At 41.1% G+C, this 21,456-nt stretch carries 17 protein-coding genes; 9 read left to right on the top strand and 8 right to left on the bottom strand.

Going from position 1 to position 21,456, the window contains the following annotated elements:
• Positions 1-42 precede the first annotated feature (42 nt).
• The 7 genes from O1D97_RS18920 to O1D97_RS18890 all read left to right on the top strand — a co-directional run bounded on the left by O1D97_RS18920 (position 43) and on the right by O1D97_RS18890 (position 7,829).
• Positions 43-1,329, top strand: a complete 1,287-nt coding sequence (locus tag O1D97_RS18920; RefSeq protein ID WP_269127766.1) for a S41 family peptidase — start codon at positions 43-45, stop codon at positions 1,327-1,329.
• A gap of 2 nt (positions 1,330-1,331) precedes the next feature.
• A complete protein-coding gene (locus tag O1D97_RS18915) occupies positions 1,332-2,384 on the top strand; it encodes a divergent polysaccharide deacetylase family protein (RefSeq protein WP_269127764.1) in 1,053 nt (350 codons plus the stop codon).
• 466 nt (positions 2,385-2,850) lie between these two features.
• Complete coding sequence (locus O1D97_RS18910) at positions 2,851-3,972, top strand: branched-chain amino acid ABC transporter substrate-binding protein (RefSeq protein WP_269127763.1); 1,122 nt, start codon at positions 2,851-2,853, stop codon at positions 3,970-3,972.
• 86 nt (positions 3,973-4,058) lie between these two features.
• Positions 4,059-4,970, top strand: coding sequence for an ABC transporter permease subunit (locus tag O1D97_RS18905; protein ID WP_269127762.1), 912 nt, complete (start codon positions 4,059-4,061; stop codon positions 4,968-4,970).
• Positions 4,970-6,241, top strand: a complete 1,272-nt coding sequence (gene livM / locus O1D97_RS18900; protein ID WP_269127761.1) for a high-affinity branched-chain amino acid ABC transporter permease LivM — start codon at positions 4,970-4,972, stop codon at positions 6,239-6,241. Before O1D97_RS18905 ends, livM begins: the two co-directional genes overlap by 1 nt.
• Complete coding sequence (locus O1D97_RS18895; RefSeq protein WP_269127759.1) at positions 6,238-7,119, top strand: ABC transporter ATP-binding protein; 882 nt, start codon at positions 6,238-6,240, stop codon at positions 7,117-7,119. The genes livM and O1D97_RS18895 overlap by 4 nt, the downstream gene beginning before the upstream one ends.
• Positions 7,116-7,829, top strand: a complete 714-nt coding sequence (locus O1D97_RS18890) for an ABC transporter ATP-binding protein (RefSeq protein WP_269127758.1) — start codon at positions 7,116-7,118, stop codon at positions 7,827-7,829. Before O1D97_RS18895 ends, O1D97_RS18890 begins: the two co-directional genes overlap by 4 nt.
• A 47-nt stretch (positions 7,830-7,876) precedes the next feature.
• On the opposite strand, the gene tsaC is transcribed toward O1D97_RS18890, so the two are convergent.
• From tsaC to glnA, 5 genes are all read right to left on the bottom strand, one after another.
• The gene (gene tsaC, locus O1D97_RS18885) at positions 7,877-8,434 is read right to left on the bottom strand and encodes an L-threonylcarbamoyladenylate synthase type 1 TsaC (protein ID WP_269127757.1); all 558 of its coding nucleotides are present in this window, start codon (positions 8,432-8,434) and stop codon (positions 7,877-7,879) included.
• 96 nt (positions 8,435-8,530) lie between these two features.
• Positions 8,531-8,908, bottom strand: coding sequence for a DUF3461 family protein (locus O1D97_RS18880; protein ID WP_269127756.1), 378 nt, complete (start codon positions 8,906-8,908; stop codon positions 8,531-8,533).
• Between the two features lie 103 nt (positions 8,909-9,011).
• Positions 9,012-10,451 (bottom strand): nitrogen regulation protein NR(I), encoded by a 1,440-nt coding sequence (gene glnG / locus O1D97_RS18875; RefSeq protein ID WP_269127755.1) that lies wholly within the window; start codon positions 10,449-10,451, stop codon positions 9,012-9,014.
• Positions 10,452-10,467: 16 nt separating this feature from the next.
• Positions 10,468-11,532, bottom strand: a complete 1,065-nt coding sequence (gene glnL / locus O1D97_RS18870; RefSeq protein WP_269127754.1) for a nitrogen regulation protein NR(II) — start codon at positions 11,530-11,532, stop codon at positions 10,468-10,470.
• A gap of 189 nt (positions 11,533-11,721) precedes the next feature.
• Positions 11,722-13,128: a glutamate--ammonia ligase gene (gene glnA / locus O1D97_RS18865; protein WP_269127753.1), complete on the bottom strand. Its 1,407-nt coding sequence runs from the start codon at positions 13,126-13,128 to the stop codon at positions 11,722-11,724.
• A 335-nt stretch (positions 13,129-13,463) separates the two neighbouring features.
• Between glnA and thiI the strand changes: the two genes are divergently transcribed.
• Both thiI and typA read left to right on the top strand, forming a co-directional pair.
• A complete protein-coding gene (thiI, locus tag O1D97_RS18860) occupies positions 13,464-14,915 on the top strand; it encodes a tRNA uracil 4-sulfurtransferase ThiI (RefSeq protein ID WP_269127752.1) in 1,452 nt (483 codons plus the stop codon).
• A gap of 275 nt (positions 14,916-15,190) precedes the next feature.
• A complete protein-coding gene (typA, locus tag O1D97_RS18855) occupies positions 15,191-17,011 on the top strand; it encodes a translational GTPase TypA (RefSeq protein WP_269127751.1) in 1,821 nt (606 codons plus the stop codon).
• Between the two features lie 416 nt (positions 17,012-17,427).
• On the opposite strand, the gene O1D97_RS18850 is transcribed toward typA, so the two are convergent.
• The 3 genes from O1D97_RS18850 to O1D97_RS18840 are packed head-to-tail and all read right to left on the bottom strand — an operon-like array spanning position 17,428 to position 21,441.
• Complete coding sequence (locus O1D97_RS18850) at positions 17,428-19,002, bottom strand: hydantoinase/oxoprolinase family protein (RefSeq protein ID WP_269127750.1); 1,575 nt, start codon at positions 19,000-19,002, stop codon at positions 17,428-17,430.
• Positions 19,003-19,006: 4 nt separating this feature from the next.
• Positions 19,007-20,140 (bottom strand): S-methyl thiohydantoin desulfurase family protein, encoded by a 1,134-nt coding sequence (locus tag O1D97_RS18845; RefSeq protein WP_269127749.1) that lies wholly within the window; start codon positions 20,138-20,140, stop codon positions 19,007-19,009.
• An 11-nt stretch (positions 20,141-20,151) separates the two neighbouring features.
• Positions 20,152-21,441: a cytosine permease gene (locus tag O1D97_RS18840; RefSeq protein ID WP_269127748.1), complete on the bottom strand. Its 1,290-nt coding sequence runs from the start codon at positions 21,439-21,441 to the stop codon at positions 20,152-20,154.
• Positions 21,442-21,456: the final 15 nt, after the last annotated feature.

Below are 21,456 nucleotides of genomic sequence, written 5' to 3'. Positions count from 1 at the left end.
GCATTACTCGATACAAATATTGACTGATATTAGGTAATAAACATGAATATAAAGAACGGAATTAGGCACTGGATTGCGTACGGGCTACTCGTTAGCGCTTTCCCTGCGTGGTCTGATAATGTGGATGCAGAGAATTCATCTCGTTTACCTTTAGAAGAAATTCAAACTTTTGTTAGCGTGTTTGAAACGATTAGTCAGGGCTATGTAGATGAATTGAATGATAAGCAGATCTTACAAAAAGCCTTAAAAGGTATGGTCTCTGCTTTAGACCCTCATTCTGAGTACTTAACAAAGGATGAAATTGAGTCGTTTCAAGAAATGACTTCTGGTAATTATGCGGGTATCGGTGTTGAAGTTGAGATGAAAGAAGGGCGTTTGATCATCATCTCACCTCTAGATGACTCCCCCGCATCACGAGCGGGAATGCTTTCAGGGGACTCGATTATTCGTATCGATGACAGTTTGGTGTCCGGCATGGGAATACAAGAAGTGACTATGCTGATGAAAGGCAAAGTAGGCTCTAGTGTTACTCTAGACATTGAACGAGATGGTGAGATTATAACCTTATCTGTGGAGCGAGAATTGCTGGATAGCCAAAGCTTAGATAGTCGTTGGTTAGGTGAAGGCATTGCTTACATACGCATTAGTCAATTTCAAGGTGATACAGATTCTGAGTTTGATAAAGAGCTTGCGTCATTGCAATCAGAAGCCAATATAAAAGGGTTAGTAATCGATTTACGTAACAACCCTGGTGGTGTCTTACAAAGTGCCGTTGGGGTGGTTGATACTCTGATTGATAATGGACTAATCGTGTATACCGATGGACGACACGCCCAATCAAAAGTCACTTTTTCTGCTTCCAAGAAAACCGCCTTGCCTACAGCTCCAGTTGTTGTGTTAATTAATGAAGGGTCGGCATCGGCATCAGAAATTGTTGCGGGTGCTTTGCAAGACCATGGACGGGGTTTAATTATGGGCACTGAAAGCTTTGGTAAAGGGTCTGTGCAAACCGTTATTCCTTTGGCCGATGGTTCGGCGGTTAAGCTGACAACGGCATTGTACTTTACGCCAAATGGTCGCTCAATTCAGGCTCAAGGAATAGAACCTGATATTTTGGTACCGAATGTTAGTCTAGTAGACAATGAAGCGGCGTTTTTTGTGAAAGAAGCGGAATTAAGTGGCCATTTAAAGAATGGTACAGGTGGAAAGGATAGAACCAGTGGCGATGTTGACGTATCCATTAATAATTTAGCCTATGATGACTTTCAATTGTATCAAGCTTATACCGTGTTAAATGCGTACCCTCAATTGCAGAAGAGATCACACTAGCGATGTATTGTGTTACTCCGCTCTGTCATAAACTCAAAACCTTCTGTTGGTCGGTTGTAAGCATTCTATCGGTACAGTGTTTCTCATCTTCGTTGATTTCTGAAGAGTCAACCCTTGCCACAGAGAAGTCGTCCCCACCATTTCTTTTATTAAGAAACGGTCCTTCTATACTACCTAATTATGATGAGTATTTTGTTGATCATTTTAATAAGTCGAAACAATTAAATAACTCATTTTTTGGCCCGATAATAAAGCAACTCAATAATGAGGTGGAAGAGGGTAGTCATAAGGGGCCTCTATCTCCGACTCTGTCTGATGATGTGCCACCGAAAGCGCAGGATAGCCTTCATACCGCTCTAAAGCCTTCACCTAAGCAGTCTATGGATAGCTTACCTGCTCCAGCTAAAATCAGTATTGTTATTGATGATTTAGGCTATAACCGTAAAGGTATGGAGGGGGCATTAGCATTACCTAATGCTGTAGCATTGGCTATTTTACCACATACTCCGTTCTCTAAGAAAACAGCGGCCGCTGCAAATAAGACGAATCGATTAATTCTATTACATGCTCCAATGGAAAATAAAAAATCGCTCCGTCTTGGTCCTGGTGGCTTATATAGTGATATGGAAATGGAGGAATTTAAGCAAACATTATTGGAAGACTTGGAGTCGATTTCTGGCATTGTTGGAGTGAATAATCATATGGGCAGTTTGCTTACTCAAAAAAGCATGCAAATGAAATGGGTTATGGATATTATCGCCCCGAAAAAGCTGTTCTTTTTAGACAGCGTCACCACATCGGACAGTGTGGCTCAAAAGACGGCTCAAGACTATGGACTGCAAACAGCGAAGAGAGATGTCTTTTTGGATAATATTCCAACAGAGAAAGCGATTGCTAAACAGTTTGATCGTCTATTGAAAGTAGCGAGAGAAAATGGCTCAGCGATTGCGATCGGACATCCTTACCCTGAAACCATGCATTTTTTATTAAAGCGACTAGATATCTTAAAAAAAGATGGTGTAATACTTGTCCCTCTAGATATGCAATTAAAATAAAAAAACGAGGGCATTTTTCATTTTATTAGTTTTATTTTTGTAAACGGGATGTGAAAAATGTAAATGAGAAATATGCGTTCCTAAGCTTACTTTTCTAAGTTAGTAAGCTTTTTTCTCTATATAAAGCTTATCTACAAATTTTTATTAATAGTTAATCTCTTCTTATTCCGCCTTCTCGGTTAATAAAACTAAAAAAGCAATGATAAAACAGTTCATTATTAATAATTAACTACTGTATTTTAAAGTAAACAATACTTCTTTTATTGTTTACAACTCTTGAAATATTTTTGCTAAAAGGTGACAAATTCAGTTGACCAAACTTTCTCCAATGGCTATGGTTTTAAGCAGATATTGTATATGTTTTGGAAAAGCGTATAAATATTAAGAGTTGATGAAGACGTTTCATAAATATTTCTCTATATCTTTTTTATTTTAATAATAAATTCAAACAAATAGGAACCGTTATATGTCTCACACAATTATTAAAAAAAGCTTACTTTCTATCGCTGTATCAGGGGCTATTGCCGTCTCTTCTTTTGCTCAAGCAGAATTAGTTATTGGTGTTGCTGGACCACACACAGGTGCTTATGCCGCATTTGGTGAACAGCTATGGCGCGGAGCGGCTAAAGCAGCAGAAGATATCAATTCCGCTGGCGGTGTTAATGGAGAAATGATTAAACTTATTAAAGCCGATGATGCATGTGAGCCAAAACAGGCGGTGTCAATTGCTAACCGTTTGGTTGATTCTGATGGTGCTGTAGCGGTTGTTGGTCATTTTTGTTCTTCATCAACTATTCCAGCTTCAGAAATTTATGCAGATGCGGGTGTTTTGATGGTTACTCCAGCGTCTACAAACCCGACAGTAACCGATCGTGGTTTAGAAAACGTCTTCCGTGTATGTGGTCGTGATGATCAGCAAGGTGACGTAGCCGCAAGCTATATTGTTGGTGAACTAGGTGCGAAACGTGTTGCGATTTTGCATGATAAAGATACTTACGGTAAAGGCTTGGCCGATGCAACTAAGAAAACACTAAATTCTTATGGTGTTGAAGAAGTATTGTATGAAGGCTTGACTCGTGGTGAAAAAGATTTCAACGCGGTAATTACGAAAATACGTTCTGTAGATGCGGATGTTGTGTATTTTGGTGGTCTACATTCAGAAGCTGGTCCTTTAGTTCGTCAGTTACGTGAGCAAGGCTCAACAGCGATCTTTATTTCTGGTGATGGTATTGTATCGGATGAGTTTGTATCGGTTGCGGGTTCTCCTGAATACGTTGATGGTGTATTAATGACATTTGGTGCAGATCCAACGGCTTACCCTGCAGGTAAAGCGGTAGTTGAAGGTTTCCGTGCGAATGGATGGGAGCCAGAAGGTTATACCTTGTATTCTTACACAGCCATGCAAGTTATTGTTGAAGCACTTAAGCAGAATGATTTAGATCCTATTAAAGGCGCTGAATGGCTTAAGAGCAATAGTGTATCTACCGCAATGGGTGTAAAAGATTTTGACTCTAAAGGTGATTTACAAGTATCCGACTACGTAATGTACGAGTGGGATAATAAAGGCAAATACGCTCAAGTTAATTAATACTAAACTCATAGTGTTGATCCATAGTCACAGCCAGCCTTCTTGGCTGTGACTCCTTCCAGTTTTATTTCTTTAGAGGTTTTACGATGGATATCGTTCTCCAACAGTTGGTTAACGGTCTTACCCTAGGTTCTGTTTATGGACTTATTGCGATAGGGTATACCATGGTATACGGCATTATCGGCATGATTAACTTCGCTCATGGCGATGTTTACATGGTATCTGCGTACATCACTGCGATAGTCGTTGCTTTATTAAGTTATTTTGGTATTGAGTCTTTCCCAATTATTATTGTGGGAACACTTTTTATTACGATTGCTATTACCGGTGCATATGGTTGGGCTATAGAACAAATAGCGTATAGACCTTTGCGTAATTCGAGTCGTCTAGCGGCACTCATCTCGGCAATTGGTATGTCCCTAATTTTGCAGAACTATGTGCAAATCAGTCAAGGGGCTCGTCAACAAGGTATTCCAAACCTACTCTCTGGAGCTGTCCGTTTTGATATTGGTGATGGCTTTGTACAAATAACCTATATGAAATTGATTATTCTTTTAGTCGCTTTTATTAGTATGGGTGTTTTAACTTACATTATTCAAAAAACAAAATTAGGACGTATGTGTCGTGCGACTCAGCAAGATCCTAAAATGGCATCCATTCTTGGTATTAATACCGACAGAATTATTTCCATTGTATTTGTTATCGGTGCATCGATGGCGGCAGTTGCCGGGGTACTAATTACGATGGATTACGGTGCATTCGATTTCTACGTTGGTTTTATTATTGGTATTAAAGCCTTCACTGCAGCCGTTCTTGGTGGCATTGGGTCTTTACCTGGCGCTATGTTAGGTGGCTTAATATTAGGTATTTCTGAATCTTTATTTGCAGGCCTAATAAGCTCAGATTACAAAGATGTGTTCTCATTTTCTTTGCTCGTAATCATTTTGATTGTTCGTCCAAGTGGTCTACTTGGCAAGCCTGAGGTGGAGAAAGTTTAATGGATTCTTCAATTGATTTTAAAAAGAGTCTTATTGACTCGATTCTCGCGGGCTTGATGGCACTGGTTTTATTTGGCCCTATCGTAGGTATTGTTCTTGATGGTTACGACTTTAATACTGAATATGATCGTGTAGCTTGGTTCGTAGCCATTGTTATGGTGGGTCGTTTTGGTGTCTCATGCTTTTTACAATCCAGTAAAGGCAAGGAGATGCTTTTTAAGCGTAGCTCTGGTGATTCCGGTGGCGTAATCGTAACGTCTCCAAACTATAAATCACAAATGATTTGGATTATTCCCGTTGTTATTCTAGTTGGACTTTTAGTTCCTTTTATTGCCTCAAAATACGTACTAACCGTCGTAATACTTGGGCTTATCTATGTCTTGTTGGGATTAGGTTTAAACATAGTCGTAGGTTTAGCGGGTTTGCTAGATTTAGGTTTTGTTGGTTTCTATGCTATAGGCGCTTATGGTCTTGCTCTGGGTTATGAGTATTTAGGATTAGGTTTTTGGTCTATGCTGCCTATTGCTGCCATTCTTGCTGCGATCGCTGGTGCTATTCTAGGTTTCCCTGTACTAAGAATGCATGGGGATTACTTGGCCATCGTGACATTAGGCTTTGGTGAAATCATTCGACTTATCCTAAATAACTGGGCTGATGTTACTCATGGGCCGAACGGTGTATCAGCACCATTACCAAGCTTCTTTGGTCTTGAGTTTAAACGGCGGGTTGCCGACGGCACGACATTCCATGAATATTTTGGTCTAAGTTATGACTCAGGTTTCAAATACATGTTTATTTATTTGATCCTGTTCCTTGTTGTTTTATTGGTCCTATATGTGAAAAAGCGTTTAGTGAAGATGCCAATTGGTCGTGCTTGGGAAGCATTACGTGAAGATGAAATTGCTTGTCGTTCATTAGGGTTAAATCATGTACTAGTGAAATTGTCTGCCTTTATGATGGGGGCGTCCGTTGGTGGTATAGCGGGTGTTTTCTTTGCAACCTATCAAGGATTCGTTAACCCGTCTTCTTTCACTTTCTTAGAATCTGCCTTGATTCTAGCCATTGTTGTTCTTGGTGGACTAGGTTCGACTTTAGGGGTGGTAATAGCGGCATTTGGTTTAACTGTTTTACCAGAACTACTACGAGAGTTCGCCGAATATCGAATTCTGATGTTTGGGGTGTTGATGGTAGTAATGATGATTTGGAAGCCTAGAGGGTTAGTACGCGTTACCCGAACTGGTTTTGCTACTCGCAAGGGAGCCTTAAAATGAGTAAAGAGAATATTTTAGCTGTAGAGAATCTCGTTATGCATTTTGGCGGCATTAAAGCACTGAATGATATAACGTTTAATATTAAAAAAGGTTCTGTTTCAGCGCTAATTGGTCCTAATGGTGCGGGTAAAACAACGGTGTTTAACTGCCTTACCGGCTTTTATAAAGCGACAGGCGGTCATATCCGATTGACCACCGATCATAAAGATACCAGTGTGATTCAGGTGTTAGGTGAGCCTTTCCAGCCACTGGATTTTGTGTCTCCGATGGCTTTTATTAAGCGACTTAAGTATAAAATGTTTGGTGGTTCGCACTTGGTCAACCGCTCGGGTTTAGCACGTACTTTCCAAAACATTCGTTTGTTTAAGGAAATGTCCGTTGTTGAAAACCTGCTTGTTGCTCAACATATGACGGCTAATAGAAGCCTGATTGCTGGTATTCTAAATACGAAAGCCTTTAGAGAAGCGGAAGAAGAAGCACTTCAAAAAGCGTTTTATTGGTTAGGTGTTGTTGATCTGGTTTCTCATGCCAACCGTCTTGCGGGTGAGCTTTCATATGGCCAACAACGTCGTTTGGAAATTGCTCGTTCGATGTGTACCAACCCGGAATTGATTTGTCTGGATGAGCCTGCGGCAGGTCTTAACCCTTCTGAAACGGAAGAGTTAACTAAGATGATTCGTATTTTACGAGATCAGCACAATGTCACCGTACTGCTTATAGAGCATGATATGGGGATGGTAATGGACATATCGGATTACATTGTTGTTTTGGATCATGGGCAAGTTATTGCCAAAGGTGATCCTGAAAACATCAAAAATAACCCTAAAGTAATAGCGGCCTACTTAGGTGCAGAAGATGAAGATGAGGTAGGCTTATGAGCTCCTTAATGGAATTTAAAGATGTTGATGTCTTTTATGGGCCAATACAAGCACTAAAGAAAGTCTCTTTAGAAGTAAATGAAGGTGAGATTGTTACTCTTATAGGTTCTAACGGGGCGGGTAAATCAACTCTTTTGATGTCAATTTTTGGGCAGCCAAGAATATCATCAGGTGAGATCATTTATCGTGGAGAAGATATCTCCAAGAAATCGGCTCACTATATTGCTTCAAGTGGATTGGCTCAATCTCCAGAGGGGCGTCGAGTCTTTCCTAGTATGTCGGTAGAAGAGAACTTGTTAATGGGGACAATTCCAATCGGCATGGAGCACGCTCAGGAAGACATTCGTAAAATGTTTGATATCTTTCCTCGTTTAGAAGAAAGACGTAACCAAAGAGCATCGACCATGTCGGGTGGTGAGCAGCAAATGCTGGCGATTGCGAGAGCGTTAATGAGTCGACCAAAATTGTTGCTATTGGATGAGCCTAGCTTAGGCTTGGCTCCCATTATCGTAAAGCAAATTTTTAAAGTGTTACAGGAAGTGGCCAATGCAGGAATGACTATTTTCCTTGTGGAACAAAACGCCAATCATGCATTGAAACTTGCTGACCGAGGTTATGTTATGGTCAATGGAGAAATTCGTTTGACTGGTACAGGGGATGAGCTATTAGTAAATCCAGAGGTGCGTGACGCTTACTTAGGCGGTCATTAATCGACCTGTTATAGAAGCTAAGTTACTCACTGTATTAGTGTGTTAGCTTAGTTTCTATATATTACATTTGATATTAGATCTCTAACTTGTGATGGTTGGTTATTATCGCCTAGCGGTGCATCAAAAATCGCATCAAGTTGACCTTCAAAATAGTGCTTAACTTCATCTTGTGTGGCGGCTGGTGGATTGCCTGCTGTGTTTGCAGACGTTGAGACTAAAACGCCTCCAAAACTTGAACATAATGCGGTCGTCTGAGCATGTTGTATCATTCGTATTGCGACACTCTTATGTTCGCCTCGAACCCATTCTGGTGTAATCTGCGTGTCTGGAACAACCCAAGACGTAGGTTTTGATGTTTTAGATGTAAGTCGCTGATATTGAGACTCAGAGAGCTGGTATTTCCATTTCTCTAAGTGATCTTCTTCTCCAGAAATTAGAATCAATCCTTTTTCTACTGGGCGCTTTTTTATATTTAAAATGCGATATACCGCTTCCTTATTAAATGGATCACACCCTAAGCCCCAAACAGCTTCTGTTGGATAGGCAATAACCCCACCTTGTTTTAATATAGAAACAATTTCATAAATTGAAGATGTAATAATCATGAGAGTTTTTAATCGGCTAAAATTTTAAGGGTATAAAAAACGCTGTCCTTATGGTAAATAAGTCAGCGTTTTTTTGTGTACTTTATTAGTAAGCGATTAAAGTTTCGCGATTTTTTCTTTAAGTTCTTCTATTTTGCTTGTTACCACTTTTTCTAAATGTTCTAGTTCGGTTACTAGGTCTTCTTTTGTTAATTTATCTTCATGCTGTTTGCCAACAATTAAACCTAATTCATCTACAGCACGTAAAACAACTAAAGACGGTTCTTGTACCTGCTGGTAAGTTTGTTGGCCGCCATCTGCTAAAACAGTTTTTGTTGAACGGCCAAATTTGAATTTTTTGCTTTTAGGCAATAAAGAACCTTTTTCACGACGGTAATAAACCTTTAAAACATCAAACCCATTTTCATAACGCAATGTGAATTTTTCAATGTCTTCAAAGCTAGTAACGCCCATAGATTCTAATGTTTGATACATAATCGATTTCCTATTAAAAATGGTAGAATATAAATCTACCTACTAGGATATGGTTATTCCAAAAACAAGTAAATGCAATATTTCAATTTAGAGATAGAATGCATTATTCTTCATCATTCTCTACATTATCTATCCCTAATTCTTTTATTTTACGCGTTAAAGTATTCCGTCCCCAACCTAATAAAAGAGAAGCATCTCGTCTACGACCCGCGGTATGAGTTAAAGCGGTTTCAATCATGATTTTTTCAAACTTTGGTACGGCTTCATTAAGAATGTCTTTTTGCCCTTGCCCCAACACATGATCTACCCAGGTTTTAAGTGCATCTTCCCAACTGCTAAAGGATTGTTCATTGGGTGAGGTTATTAGCAATTCAGGGGGAAGGTCTTCAACTAAGACTTCACGACTGGATGCCATGACAATCAACCAACGGCAAGTGTTTTCTAATTGTCTAACATTGCCTGGCCATTCAAGGCGCATTAAATAGTCTTCTGTTTCTGGTGTTAAAAATTTACTTTCTACATCCAGTTCTTCTGCGGCGCGTTTGAGGAAGTGGCGCGCCAACTTAGGAATGTCTTCTCGTCTTTCTGCTAACTTAGGCAAATGCACTCTAATGACGTTAAGACGATGGAAAAGGTCTTCTCGAAACGACCCTTCGGTAACTAACGATTCCAAGTTTTGATGGGTCGCCGCAATGATACGCACATCCACTTTTACAGGCACATGGCCACCGACTCGATAAAATTCGCCATCGGCTAATACACGTAATAATCGTGTTTGAGTTTCTGCCGGCATATCGCCTATTTCATCAAGAAATAGAGTGCCTCCATTGGCCTGTTCAAAGCGTCCACGGCGTTGAGTGTTTGCTCCTGTAAAAGCGCCTTTCTCATGACCAAATAACTCTGACTCAATCAAATCACGGGGTATTGCCGCCATATTCAGCGCAATAAAGGAACTGGCTGCTCTAGGGCTGTGTTTGTGGAGCGCGTGGGCAACCAGTTCTTTGCCGGTACCTGACTCACCATTAATGAGGACGGTAATGTTGGAGTTGGCTAAACGTCCTATAGCTCGAAAGACTTCTTGCATGGCTGGGGCTTCACCAATGATGTCTCTCTCAACTTCTTCGATCTCAGGTTCGATGTCTTGTTGATTGTCAATTTTAGGCATCGACTCTTTGTGGTGCAACAAGGCCCGTTTAACAAGAGTGACGGCATCCTCAACATCAAAAGGTTTAGGAAGGTATTCAAAGGCACCACCTTGATAAGAGGCTACCGCGCTTTCTAAATCCGAATGGGCTGTCATGATGATGACAGGAAGGTATGGGTGTTCTGTTTGCAACTTATTTAATAGACTTAATCCATCCATTCCAGGCATGCGGATATCACTAATAATGGCATTGGGTTGCTCTTGATCCAGTAATTTAATTAATGTCTCCGCACTATCAAACAGTCGGCATTGCATACCTTCTTGCTCCAATGTTTTTTCAAGCACCCAGCGAATTGATTTGTCGTCGTCAACAATCCAGACCGTTTCTGAAGTATTCATTAAATCTCCTTTAGCCTTAGACAATCGTCTCTATTGGCAAATAAATATTAAATTCTGTTTTGTGTTGCTCACTATTACATTCAATAAGGCCGTTGTGCTGATGAACAATCGACTGAGCAATAGAAAGACCGAGTCCTGTACCGTCTGGCCGACCACTGACCATAGGATAAAACAGGGTTTTTAAGAGGGGTTCAGGAATTCCGGGACCGTTGTCAATAATGCTTATACAGCACACTAATCTGTGTCGTTTAGTCCCAATAGTGAATTGTCTTAACGCACGAGTAACAATGGTTATTTGTTTGTCTATTGTTTGATCGTCTTCTAATAATGCCTGCATTGCATTACGAGTAATATTTAATAGCGCTTGAATTAGCTGAGATTCATCTGCGATTAGATTAGGAATACTAGGATCATAATCTCTTACAATGGTTAATCTTTCCTCCGCTTCAACAGAAATGAGTTGATTCACTCTCTCAATCACTTTGTGGACATTTAACTCTTTATTTTGAGGTAATTGACGTGGTCCAAGTAAGCGATCTACTAAATCTCGTAAACGATCGGATTCTTCAATAATCACTTGGGTGTAATCTTTTAGTGCTTCGTCTTTAAAGGCACGGCTAATCAATTGAGCAGCGCCACGAATACCACCCAGTGGGTTTTTTATTTCATGGGCTAACCCTCGTACCAGCTCTTTACTGGTTTGATGATTAACGATTAATTCGTCCTCTTGCGAAATTCGCTTCATGTGATCTCGAGGATACAATTCTATTAAAATGCTTTCTGTTGAATTGGTAGAACCCATAATAGGGGTAACAGTGTAGTCTAGTAACAGTTTTTTGCCGTTTGGCAGGGTAATGTCGGCTTCTCTTTTAGTAAAAGGGTAGCCTGATTTAATGGCACTTTTGAGTGAGTTAATGCTGTCGTCATCTTCAAAAAATGCCTGACTGATTTTATGCCCATAAATGCGTCGTCGACTGATTGCCAGCATCATTTCCGCCGCTGGGTTTAAATATTCAATCCGCAGTTCTAAATTAAGCTGTAAAACGGCGGTAGATAAATGGTCAATTAATACGTTATGCACAATATAGCCTCTTTAGTAATACCCAGTATCTGCAAAATACGAACCAATATTTTTCTTTTTTATACAGCGAAATATAAGGCATGAAGAGAAGTGAATAAATCATAACGCACCATTATTGTGCAAGCTGATTTTCTCTAGAGCAAAAAAAAGCCCTGATTTAGATCAGGGCTTTGAGATCATTCTTAGCAATTAAAGGCTGTAATACAATTCGAACTCAAGTGGGTGAGTTGTCATTGAGATTCGTTGAGCTTCAGCCGATTTAAGAGAGATGTAAGCATCAATCATATCATCAGTGAATACACCACCTTGAGTTAAGAATGCACGATCTTCGTCTAGGCAGCTCAACGCTTCTTCTAGGCTTGAAGCAACAGTTGGGATAGCTAATGCTTCTTCTGCTGGAAGATCGTACAAATCTTTATCTGCAGCGTCGCCAGGATGGATCTTGTTTTTAATACCATCGATACCCGCCATAAGCATTGCAGAGAAAGCTAGGTATGGGTTCGCGGTTGGATCAGGGAAGCGCGCTTCGATACGCTTGCCTTTAGGGCTTGCAACATAAGGGATACGGATAGAAGCCGAACGGTTACGTGCTGAGTAAGCTAACATAACAGGTGCTTCGAAACCTGGAACAAGACGCTTGTAAGAGTTTGTTGACGCGTTAGTGAACGCATTCAATGCTTTAGCGTGCTTGATGATGCCGCCAATGTAGTAAAGTGCCATCTCGGATAGACCAGCATACTGGTCACCTGCAAATTGGTTCTCGCCATTTTTCCAGAAAGACTGGTGAACGTGCATACCAGAACCGTTATCGCCAACGATTGGTTTAGGCATGAAAGTCGCTGTTTTGCCATAAGCATGGGCTACATTATGTACGCAGTATTTCAATACTTGTACTTCGTCTGCTTTTTTAACTAATGTGTTGAATTTAACACCGATTTCGTTTTGACCCGCGGTAGCTACTTCATGGTGATGCACTTCGATATCTAAGCCCATGGCTTCCATTGCGTTACACATAGCGCCACGAAGATCGTGATGAGAGTCAACTGGTGGAACTGGGAAATAACCGCCTTTAACGAAAGGACGGTGACCCATGTTGCCGCCTTCTATCTTCTTGTTAGAAGACCAAGCCGCTTCTTCAGAATTGATCTCTACTGTGCTACCAGACATGTCTGTTTTCCAGCGAACATCATCAAAAATGAAGAACTCAGGTTCAGGACCGAAGAAAGCCGTATCACCTAAACCAGTTGATTTAAGGAATTCTTCTGCACGTAATGCTACAGAACGTGGATCACGGTCATAACCTTGCATAGTTGAAGGTTCGATGATGTTACAACGAACAATGACAGTAGAATCTTCAGAAAAAGGATCAAGAAGCGCGGTGTCATCTTGAGGTAACATGATCATGTCAGACTCGTTGATGCCTTTCCAACCAGAGATAGAAGAACCGTCAAACATCTGACCGTTTTCAAAGAATTCTTCATCAACAGCTTTTGCTGGAATAGTAACGTGTTGTTCTTTACCTTTAAAATCGGTAAAACGAAGGTCTACCCACTTCGCATCATTTTCAGCAATCAACTCAAGGGTCTTGATTGACATAAGTTGTTCTCCATTCAGAAGTTAGTCGAAATAAAAATTTCGGTCAGTCTAGAAAAGGCTTCATAGTTGAAGCCGTGTTATCCATAAGAAAGCACATCTTGTGCCAGAATAAAAGAGTAATTTTAAAAGCCTTTATTTTTCAATGTGTTAATAAAAATATAATTTATCGCGCACAAGAATAGTTCGTATAAAAGCAGAAAAAAGCCTATAAAAGACCTATTATGGTGCACATATATTTTTTAGGGTCTATTTTGGTGCGAATTTAAATTTTTATGCACGATTAAAGTTCTTTATAATGCCGGTCACGAATAATAACCCCTGAAGCCTGTGTAAATATGAAATTTGTCGTTAAGTTCTTTGCTGAGATTACAGTTAAAAGCCGTCCGGTCCGAAAAGCCTTTATAAAACAACTAAGACACAATATCCGTCTTGTCCTACGTAAAGTAGATGACGATGTCACTGTTGCAGGAAATTGGGATTTTATTGAAATCATGTCTGATAAAGATGAACTGCGAGAAGAGTTTGTTGAGCTTCTACAGAACATTGCAGGTATTGCCCATTTTCAATTTGTAAGAGAATTTACTTTTACGGACTTAGACGGTATCGCCGAAGAAGCGAAAAAATCCTATGGTGAAGTATTAAAAGATGCCGTTTTTGCAGTGCGTGTACGACGAGTTGGCAACCACAGCTTTAGTTCGGTTGAAGCTGAATACCATATAGGTGGGTGTTTAAAAGAATGGTGTGAAGCAAAATCTGTGCGCTTGAAAAATCCAGATGTGCTTGTTCCTATTGAAATTCGTAAAGATAAAGTTTGGATCATTGAACAAAAAACAGATGGTTTAGGCGGTTATCCTATTGGTTCGCAAGATCCAGTATTGTCTCTTATCTCTGGTGGTTTTGACTCTACCGTATCTTCCTACTTAACGATGAGTCGCGGATTAAAGACCCACTTTTGCTTCTTTAATTTAGGCGGAGATGCCCATGAAATTGGTGTCAAACAAGTGTCCAACTTTATTTGGAAAAAATACGGTTCTGAAATTAACGTAAAATTCGTCACGGTTCCGTTTGAAGATGTGGTGACTGAAATCTTAACCAAAGTGGACAATTCACAAATGGGCGTCATTTTAAAACGTATGATGTTAAGAGCCGCTGAGCAGGTCATGCAAAAAGTGGGTGCTCAAGCCCTAGTTACCGGTGAAAGTGTGGCTCAGGTCTCCAGCCAAACCTTGATCAATCTAAAAGTCATAGATCAAGTGACGGATGAGTTGGTACTTAGACCTTTAGTCACAGAAAATAAGCAAGAAATTATTGATTTGGCAAAACGTATTGGTACCGCGCCTTTTGCCGCGAGTATGCCAGAGTATTGTGGTGTCATTTCTGTAAAACCGACTACCCGCGCTAAGTTATTTAAAATCGAGCATCAGGAAACCAAGTTTGATTTTGCCGTTTTAGAGGCGGCCATTGAAAACGCCAGAATTGAATCTATCCAAAATGTTCTCGACGATGTGGAAAAACAATATCAAGGTGATGTGCCAGTAGTAAGAATGCCGGTATCTGACGAAGTTATTGTGGATATTCGTCATCCAGATGAAGTTTATAAACAGCCACTGAAAGTAACTGGCCATCAAGTTGTCGAGATGCCCTTTTTTACTCTTAACAGTCGTTGGTCTTCATTAGATCAAGATCTTTCTTACCTTTTATATTGTGGTAAAGGCGTGATGAGTCGTATTCATGCCGCCAGTTTATTAGGGCAAGGAAAACAAAATATAGGTGTGTACTTACCTTAATTAATCGCCTGCTCTTGTATATTACCTTTAGCCCATTGTAATCCCGTCTTTAAACTGACGGTATTTGTCAGTTTAAAGACGGGATTTGTGTGCACTTTCGAAAGAGGGAAGAATTTTTTTCTCTCTTTTGTGCATCTGTCATGGGAAGTTCATCAATATAAAGGTACAATTGCGCGAATTTTATCCCAAATGAACAATAATTAAACACTAAATTGATTGGTAATTCAGTGTTATTATTGTGAAATGTTGCACTTTCTAAAGGCAGAAAAAAATCAATGTCGAATAATATCAATAAGTTACGTAACGTAGCTATTATTGCCCACGTTGACCACGGTAAAACTACTTTGGTTGATAAGCTTCTAAGTCAGTCTGGTACATTGGATCGTAAAGATGTTGACTCTGAACGTATCATGGACTCTAACGATCAAGAGAAGGAGCGTGGGATAACCATTTTGGCGAAAAACACTGCCATTCGCTGGAACGATTACCGCATTAATATCGTAGACACACCTGGACACGCGGATTTCGGTGGTGAAGTAGAGCGTGTTTTGTCTATGGTAGATTGCGTATGCTTATTGGTTGATGCGGTTGATGGCCCAATGCCTCAAACTCGCTTCGTAACTTCTAAAGCATTTGAGCAAGGTTTGCGTCCTATTGTTGTTATCAACAAGGTTGACCGTCCAGGTGCTCGCCCTGATTGGGTTATGGATCAAGTTTTTGATCTTTTTGATAGCCTTGGCGCAACTGAAGAGCAGCTAGACTTCCCTGTTATCTATGCTTCAGCAATCAATGGTCAAGCAGGTGATGATCCAGAAAATCTGTCTGACGACATGACGCCATTGTATCAAATGATTGTGGACAGTGTACCGGCTCCAGATGTTGACCCAGATGGCCCTTTCCAAATGCAAATTTCGGCATTGGATTATGACAGCTATGTTGGTGTAATCGGTGTAGGCCGTATTACTCGTGGCTCTTTGTCTCCAAACCAGCAAGTTGTGATTAAATCCGCTGATGGTTCTGAGCGTAAAGGTAAAGTATTAAACGTGAAAGGCTATTTAGGTCTTGAGCGTATCGATACAGACCTTGCTGGTGCAGGTGATATTGTTTGTATCAATGGTATCGATAAACTTAGTATCTCTGATACTTTGTGCGATCCGACTTGCGTAGAAGCCTTACCAGCATTAAGTGTTGATGAGCCTACAGTAAGCATGAATTTTATCGTAAACGACTCACCGTTTGCTGGTAAAGAAGGTAAATACGTCACAACACGTAATATCAAAGACCGTTTGGATCAAGAGTTGATTCATAACGTGGCGTTGCGTGTTAAAGAAGGTGATACACCTGATAAATTTATCGTTTCTGGTCGTGGTGAATTGCATCTTTCTGTATTGATCGAAACAATGCGTCGTGAAGGCTTCGAGATGGGGGTTTCTCGTCCTGAAGTGGTAACGAAAGAAATCGACGGCAAACTATGTGAACCGTTTGAACAAGTGGTTATCGACGTTGAAGACCAACATCAAGGTTCTATCATGGAAGAACTTGGTTTGCGTAAAGGCGAACTAACTAACATGGAACCAGATGGTAAAGGCCGTACTCGTTTAGAGTTTATGATGCCTTCACGTGGTTTGATTGGTTTCCGTGGCTTGTTCCTAACCTTGACTTCTGGTTCTGGTATCTTGACCAGTGTTTTTGATCATTATGGTCCTGTTAAAGATGGTCAAGTTCAAAGCCGTAAAAATGGTGTGCTAGTCAGTATGCTTACAGGTAAAACAGCCGCTTACTCTTTGTTTAACTTACAAAGCCGCGGTCGTATGTTCTTGGGTCATGCGGTTGAAGTATACGAAGGTCAAATTATCGGTATTCACTCACGTGACAACGATTTAGCCGTTAACCCTGTTAAAGGTAAGCAGTTAACAAACGTACGTGCATCTGGTACAGATGAAGCATTGACACTGACTCCACCAATTCGCCATACACTTGAGCAAGCGCTTGAGTTCATTGAAGATGATGAGTTAGTAGAAGTCACACCAGAAAGCATCCGTCTACGTAAGAAGTTACTAACGGAAAACGAACGTAAACGTAACGGTCGTAAATAAGAATTTACTTTTGTAAGCTGTGCTGAAATAAGGCATGGCCTCATAGTAATTCATGCAAGTAATTTCATTGCTTAAAATCCTCGCTAACGGCGGGGATTTTTTTTGCTTGTAAAATTTCTATCCATGCTTGATTGAGCCTTCAGGCCAACAATTCACCCAGTTATCAGGAAGATAACTCAATTGTCGGAATAAATTCCGACCTACTTATTGCGCCTTCAGGCCAACAAATCATCCATTTATCAGGAAGATAACTTAATTGTCGGAATAAATTCCGACCTACTTGTTGCGCCTTCAGGCCAACACACAGACCTATTATCCTAGTGCCCCGAAAAATAAAAAAACTCCCTGTTACCAAAATAACAGAGAGTAAAAACAACTGAGAGGGCGGTATGACCTAAGGTCAAAACAGTTGTTGATTAAATGATTTTTCCTGCCGCTTTGATTTTAACGTGTACCATATTTCCTTGTAGGTAAGTGAGCGGGATGTCGCTTCTTTCAATAATAGAGACATTGCTAGGGCATGCCCCCGCTGCAATCGCTATATTTTTGGCTTCCTCTTCTAGTTCGCTCATGATGGCATGACGGTTGAGAGGATCGATGGAAATGATTTTGTCCAGTTGACCTGAAATTTCTCCTAAAGCGACCCCAATGGCATTGGCTACTTCGAAGTGTTCTGGCCTGATCACTTCACTGACACCCTCAAATGAATTTGGCATTAAAGCACTGCCACCACCGACAAGAATAACAGGGACTTTTGCTGAAGAGGTCTTCATCTTATCTATGGCTTCTTCCACAATTGACAACATGGAAGCATAAACGGTTTCAATTTGCTCTGGAGCAATGTGGACTTTCTCTTGTTTAGCATCACCACTCCAAACCATAGCGCCTCGCTCTAGTGCAATATCCGTTAAGGTTAATGTGTCTCCTCCAAAACAACGTGATTTTGACGTGAGTTCATGGCCAACACTTTCAGGACCTAACGTAACGCTATGGCCAGATTTGTCGTCAGACAATGTGACACGGGTTCCTCCTCCAATCGCAATAGCTAGGATATCAGGCATACGAAAGTTGGTTCTTACCTCTCCTAATTCGACGGCAAGATTAGATTCCCTAGGATAACCGTGTGTTAGCGCCCCGATATCTGAAGTAGTTCCACCTACATCAATAACAATGGCATCGGCAAGTTTCGTTAGGTGACTTGCCCCACGAATGGAATTCGTAGGACCGCAAGCGACAGTGAGAATAGGGTATTTCAGCGCAAACTCTTTGGACATTAAGGTGCCGTCATTTTGGCCAAAATAGGGTATCGCATTGATATTGTGCTTATCTAAAGCATGACAAAACCCGTCTACAAAGCGTTTGGCTGTGCCTTGCAATGCGGCATTGAGGATGGCGGCATTTTCACGTTCAAGAATACTCAGGCTTCCTACTTTATGGGAAAGTGAAATGTTCACGCCAGGAAGTTCTTCCTTGACCCATTGGGCAACAGCAAGCTCTTGTTCGTTATTCACGGGAGAAAACACACCACAAATCGCGATTGAATCGATTAGGCCTTTCATTTGCTGACAAAGTTGGCGGATTTCAGATTCATTAATATCGGCAATTAATTGGCCATTGTACTCGTACCCTCCATGGGCTTCATAAAAGTGTTCTCCGAGTAGCGTTTTCCATGAGGAACTCCATCCACTTAATGGTGGTATGGCACTACAACTTGGTAATGCTAAACGAATCATACCGACTCGGTCTAACCCCCGTTTTTCTACGATGGCATTGGTGCATTGTGTCGTTCCAAGCATGGCGTACTTTACCTGCTCTCCGGTAATGCCACCGCGACTGAGTAATGTCTCTATAGCTCGATCAATACCGCTTGAAATATCATGGGTTGTAGCAACTTTTACCTTCATTACGCAGTTAAGTTGGTTGTCTAAGAGAACGCCATCCGTGTTGGTTCCACCTACATCAATTCCCAGCCGAAAATTTGATTTCCCCATTTTTCTATTCCTCTAGATTGATTTTGAAAGCAAGTGATTCAATACTGGTATAAGACACGTCATAACCAAAATAATTAGGCCCAGCCACCTCAATGCCTTTTGGAGTACGCCATTTAGAATCACAAGGGTAGGCAATGAGATCGACTCTTTGCCCATAGTGCAGTCGTTCGGTTGTAATGGGTTGGCCTGTTTCGTGATCCAGTATTGAAATAAGATCAGGGGTACTGGCTAAGAGGTTACTGTCGTTCATGTATGCGGCGGATTTGCCTTTATGGGCTAATAATAATTCATTCTGAAAATGCACATAGACAGTGTCGATATCATTTTTTACCGTGTTGTTTTGAAGGCGTTCTATAATGACGCCACCAGTCGCAAAACCGCCTTGCGTGTTGCGCTCGATATCAATAATTTTCCCACTAATAATACGGTGTCCCCCTACAATATTCAGTACAGACTCAATCGCACTGTTGCCGGCTTCATTGGCGTTACGGATCGCTTTACCTATTTGCATTGCTTTGGTAAGTGTGGCGCCAAGCGCGCTTCGTTTTAACTCTGAGCCCCTCATTGGGTAATCACAGATAGCGGCTGATCCGCCCATTTGTTCTGTTAAGGCTCTGGCAAAATTTTCTGACCAGATACCATCTATCGGGTGAAGTGTAGCGACATTGCCTTTCTCATCGGCTAATGTATTCGGTGCGGAAGGCAGTCCATCCAGATAAAACGTAACCATTTGAGATTCTGGAAAGGCGCGTCCCATCGCATCACAGTCAATAACGGGAATGCCTTTACTGGCGGCAACTAAAATAGGTATAAGTGAATTGAAACCACCTACTTCGATAGGAAAAGTAGCCATGATGGTTTCATTAAGAGCGCTTTCCATAGCGTTGAATGCGATTAACATTTGATCCCGAGAGTTAAGTTTTTCGAGCGCTACAGTGGGAGCGCCAATCATGGATGAAGGGACGGTCATCCAATGGTCGGCAACGTCTTCAAGAGCAATCAATTCAACCGGCTTGCTAGCATTGGCTATGGCGACTTTGGCCATTAGAGAACCGCTGTAAGGATCGCCGCCGCCGCCAGTGCCAAGTACCGTTGCTCCAAGAGCGATGTCATCAATCATTTGGTCATTAATAATCATGTTTGGATTCCTTATGGATTCTGGCTAATGGATGTTTTAGATAATTTGACGAATAAAATGTAGCTAACAAATGACACCAAAATGCCATCCACTGTCGATATACTGGTAAGAGTGAAGAGGTTGAAAAACTCTCCTGCGGTACAAGCACTTACGGCACTTCCTAGCGCCCATGAAAGCAGCCCTTTTACTTTCCAATCAGAGGCCGATTTAATCCGCTCAAAAGACAATTCATCGCGATCTAAGAAGTAATATTGAGCAAGGTAAACACCTGCTGATGGCGCAATGGTGACCCCTAGGAAGGTTAAAAACGCGGTAAATAAATCGACCATCCCGAACTGGGCAATCCCCAGTCCAAGAACGGTCATAATAATGACTAGAGTAGGACGAGATACATTTGGTAAAACGACAGAAAGTCCTAAAGCCCCGGAGATTAAGTTGCTGCTGTTGGTCGTCCATTGAGCAAAAATCAATACGGTGATCGCGGCGGCACCTAAACCGATACTGAAGAATACATTGACCAAATTATCTGACCCTGTCAGCTGGGTGAGTAAGAGGGCAACGACAATAATGGCACTGTTACCGAATAAAAAACCAAATCCAGCCCCTAAAATGGCATCTTTACGTGTTTTAGCGTAACGGGCTATATCGGGTGCTGCCACAGCGGCCAAAATCCAAATAGACATAACATATGAAATGGCTTCGCCCATAGAAAGAGGCGCTACAATCACTTTTTCGCTTACGTTCTGTTGTCCTGATGCCATGTACAGGCCGACCGTAATAAGAGTCACCATTAAAGGAACAGAAAAAGTGCTCAGTTTACCGAGTGCTCTGACACCAAAAATCGCTGTGACCATCATCAATAAGCCCCCAGCAATGAGAGCGGTCGTATGGGAAATGATTAGGTCATATTTGCTAAATGCATCGACCATAATAAGAGCAAAAAAATCGGCCTGAAAGGCAAACCAACCAATCAGTGAGATCCCATTTATTGCGCCGAGTATTTTGCCACCATATCGACCAAAGACTGAGCTACTCATTAAAGAGGTGGACACCCCAGCCTGATAACCAATGTTTGCACATAGCATGGCGAGAATGCCGAGTATCGCTGAACCTAAGAAGGTCGCCAGGAGAGCATCGTTGATTGTGAGGCCATTACTTAAAAAGGCGCCCAAAAAAAGCCCTGATACGTCAATACCAATTGCTAACCAAATCAAACTGATGACGTACCAAGAGCGCTTTGAATGATTTGGAACGGGCTCTAATTCAAAATCATCTATTGTTATTTTTTCTACGTTGGTCATGTTAAGTTCCCACAT

This window comes from Marinomonas phaeophyticola, assembly GCF_026966905.1.
GTDB lineage: Bacteria > Pseudomonadota > Gammaproteobacteria > Pseudomonadales > Marinomonadaceae > Marinomonas > Marinomonas phaeophyticola.
This window is presented reverse-complemented; position numbering and strand designations above follow the sequence as displayed.

Bases quoted from the DNA above. Each gene is read 5' to 3' on its own strand.
- O1D97_RS18920 (WP_269127766.1), top strand. From the start codon at position 43: ATGAATATAAAGAACGGAATTAGGCACTGGATTGCGTACGGGCTACTC.
- livM (WP_269127761.1), top strand. From the start codon at position 4,970: ATGGATTCTTCAATTGATTTTAAAAAGAGTCTTATTGACTCGATTCTC.
- O1D97_RS18905 (WP_269127762.1), top strand. From the start codon at position 4,059: ATGGATATCGTTCTCCAACAGTTGGTTAACGGTCTTACCCTAGGTTCT.
- tsaC (WP_269127757.1), bottom strand. From the start codon at position 8,434: ATGATTATTACATCTTCAATTTATGAAATTGTTTCTATATTAAAACAA.
- O1D97_RS18910 (WP_269127763.1), top strand. From the start codon at position 2,851: ATGTCTCACACAATTATTAAAAAAAGCTTACTTTCTATCGCTGTATCA.
- O1D97_RS18850 (WP_269127750.1), bottom strand. From the start codon at position 19,002: ATGGGGAAATCAAATTTTCGGCTGGGAATTGATGTAGGTGGAACCAAC.
- typA (WP_269127751.1), top strand. From the start codon at position 15,191: ATGTCGAATAATATCAATAAGTTACGTAACGTAGCTATTATTGCCCAC.
- O1D97_RS18915 (WP_269127764.1), top strand. From the start codon at position 1,332: ATGTATTGTGTTACTCCGCTCTGTCATAAACTCAAAACCTTCTGTTGG.
- O1D97_RS18840 (WP_269127748.1), bottom strand. From the start codon at position 21,441: ATGACCAACGTAGAAAAAATAACAATAGATGATTTTGAATTAGAGCCC.
- glnA (WP_269127753.1), bottom strand. From the start codon at position 13,128: ATGTCAATCAAGACCCTTGAGTTGATTGCTGAAAATGATGCGAAGTGG.
- O1D97_RS18890 (WP_269127758.1), top strand. From the start codon at position 7,116: ATGAGCTCCTTAATGGAATTTAAAGATGTTGATGTCTTTTATGGGCCA.
- O1D97_RS18845 (WP_269127749.1), bottom strand. From the start codon at position 20,140: ATGATTATTAATGACCAAATGATTGATGACATCGCTCTTGGAGCAACG.
- O1D97_RS18880 (WP_269127756.1), bottom strand. From the start codon at position 8,908: ATGTATCAAACATTAGAATCTATGGGCGTTACTAGCTTTGAAGACATT.
- thiI (WP_269127752.1), top strand. From the start codon at position 13,464: ATGAAATTTGTCGTTAAGTTCTTTGCTGAGATTACAGTTAAAAGCCGT.
- glnG (WP_269127755.1), bottom strand. From the start codon at position 10,451: ATGAATACTTCAGAAACGGTCTGGATTGTTGACGACGACAAATCAATT.
- O1D97_RS18895 (WP_269127759.1), top strand. From the start codon at position 6,238: ATGAGTAAAGAGAATATTTTAGCTGTAGAGAATCTCGTTATGCATTTT.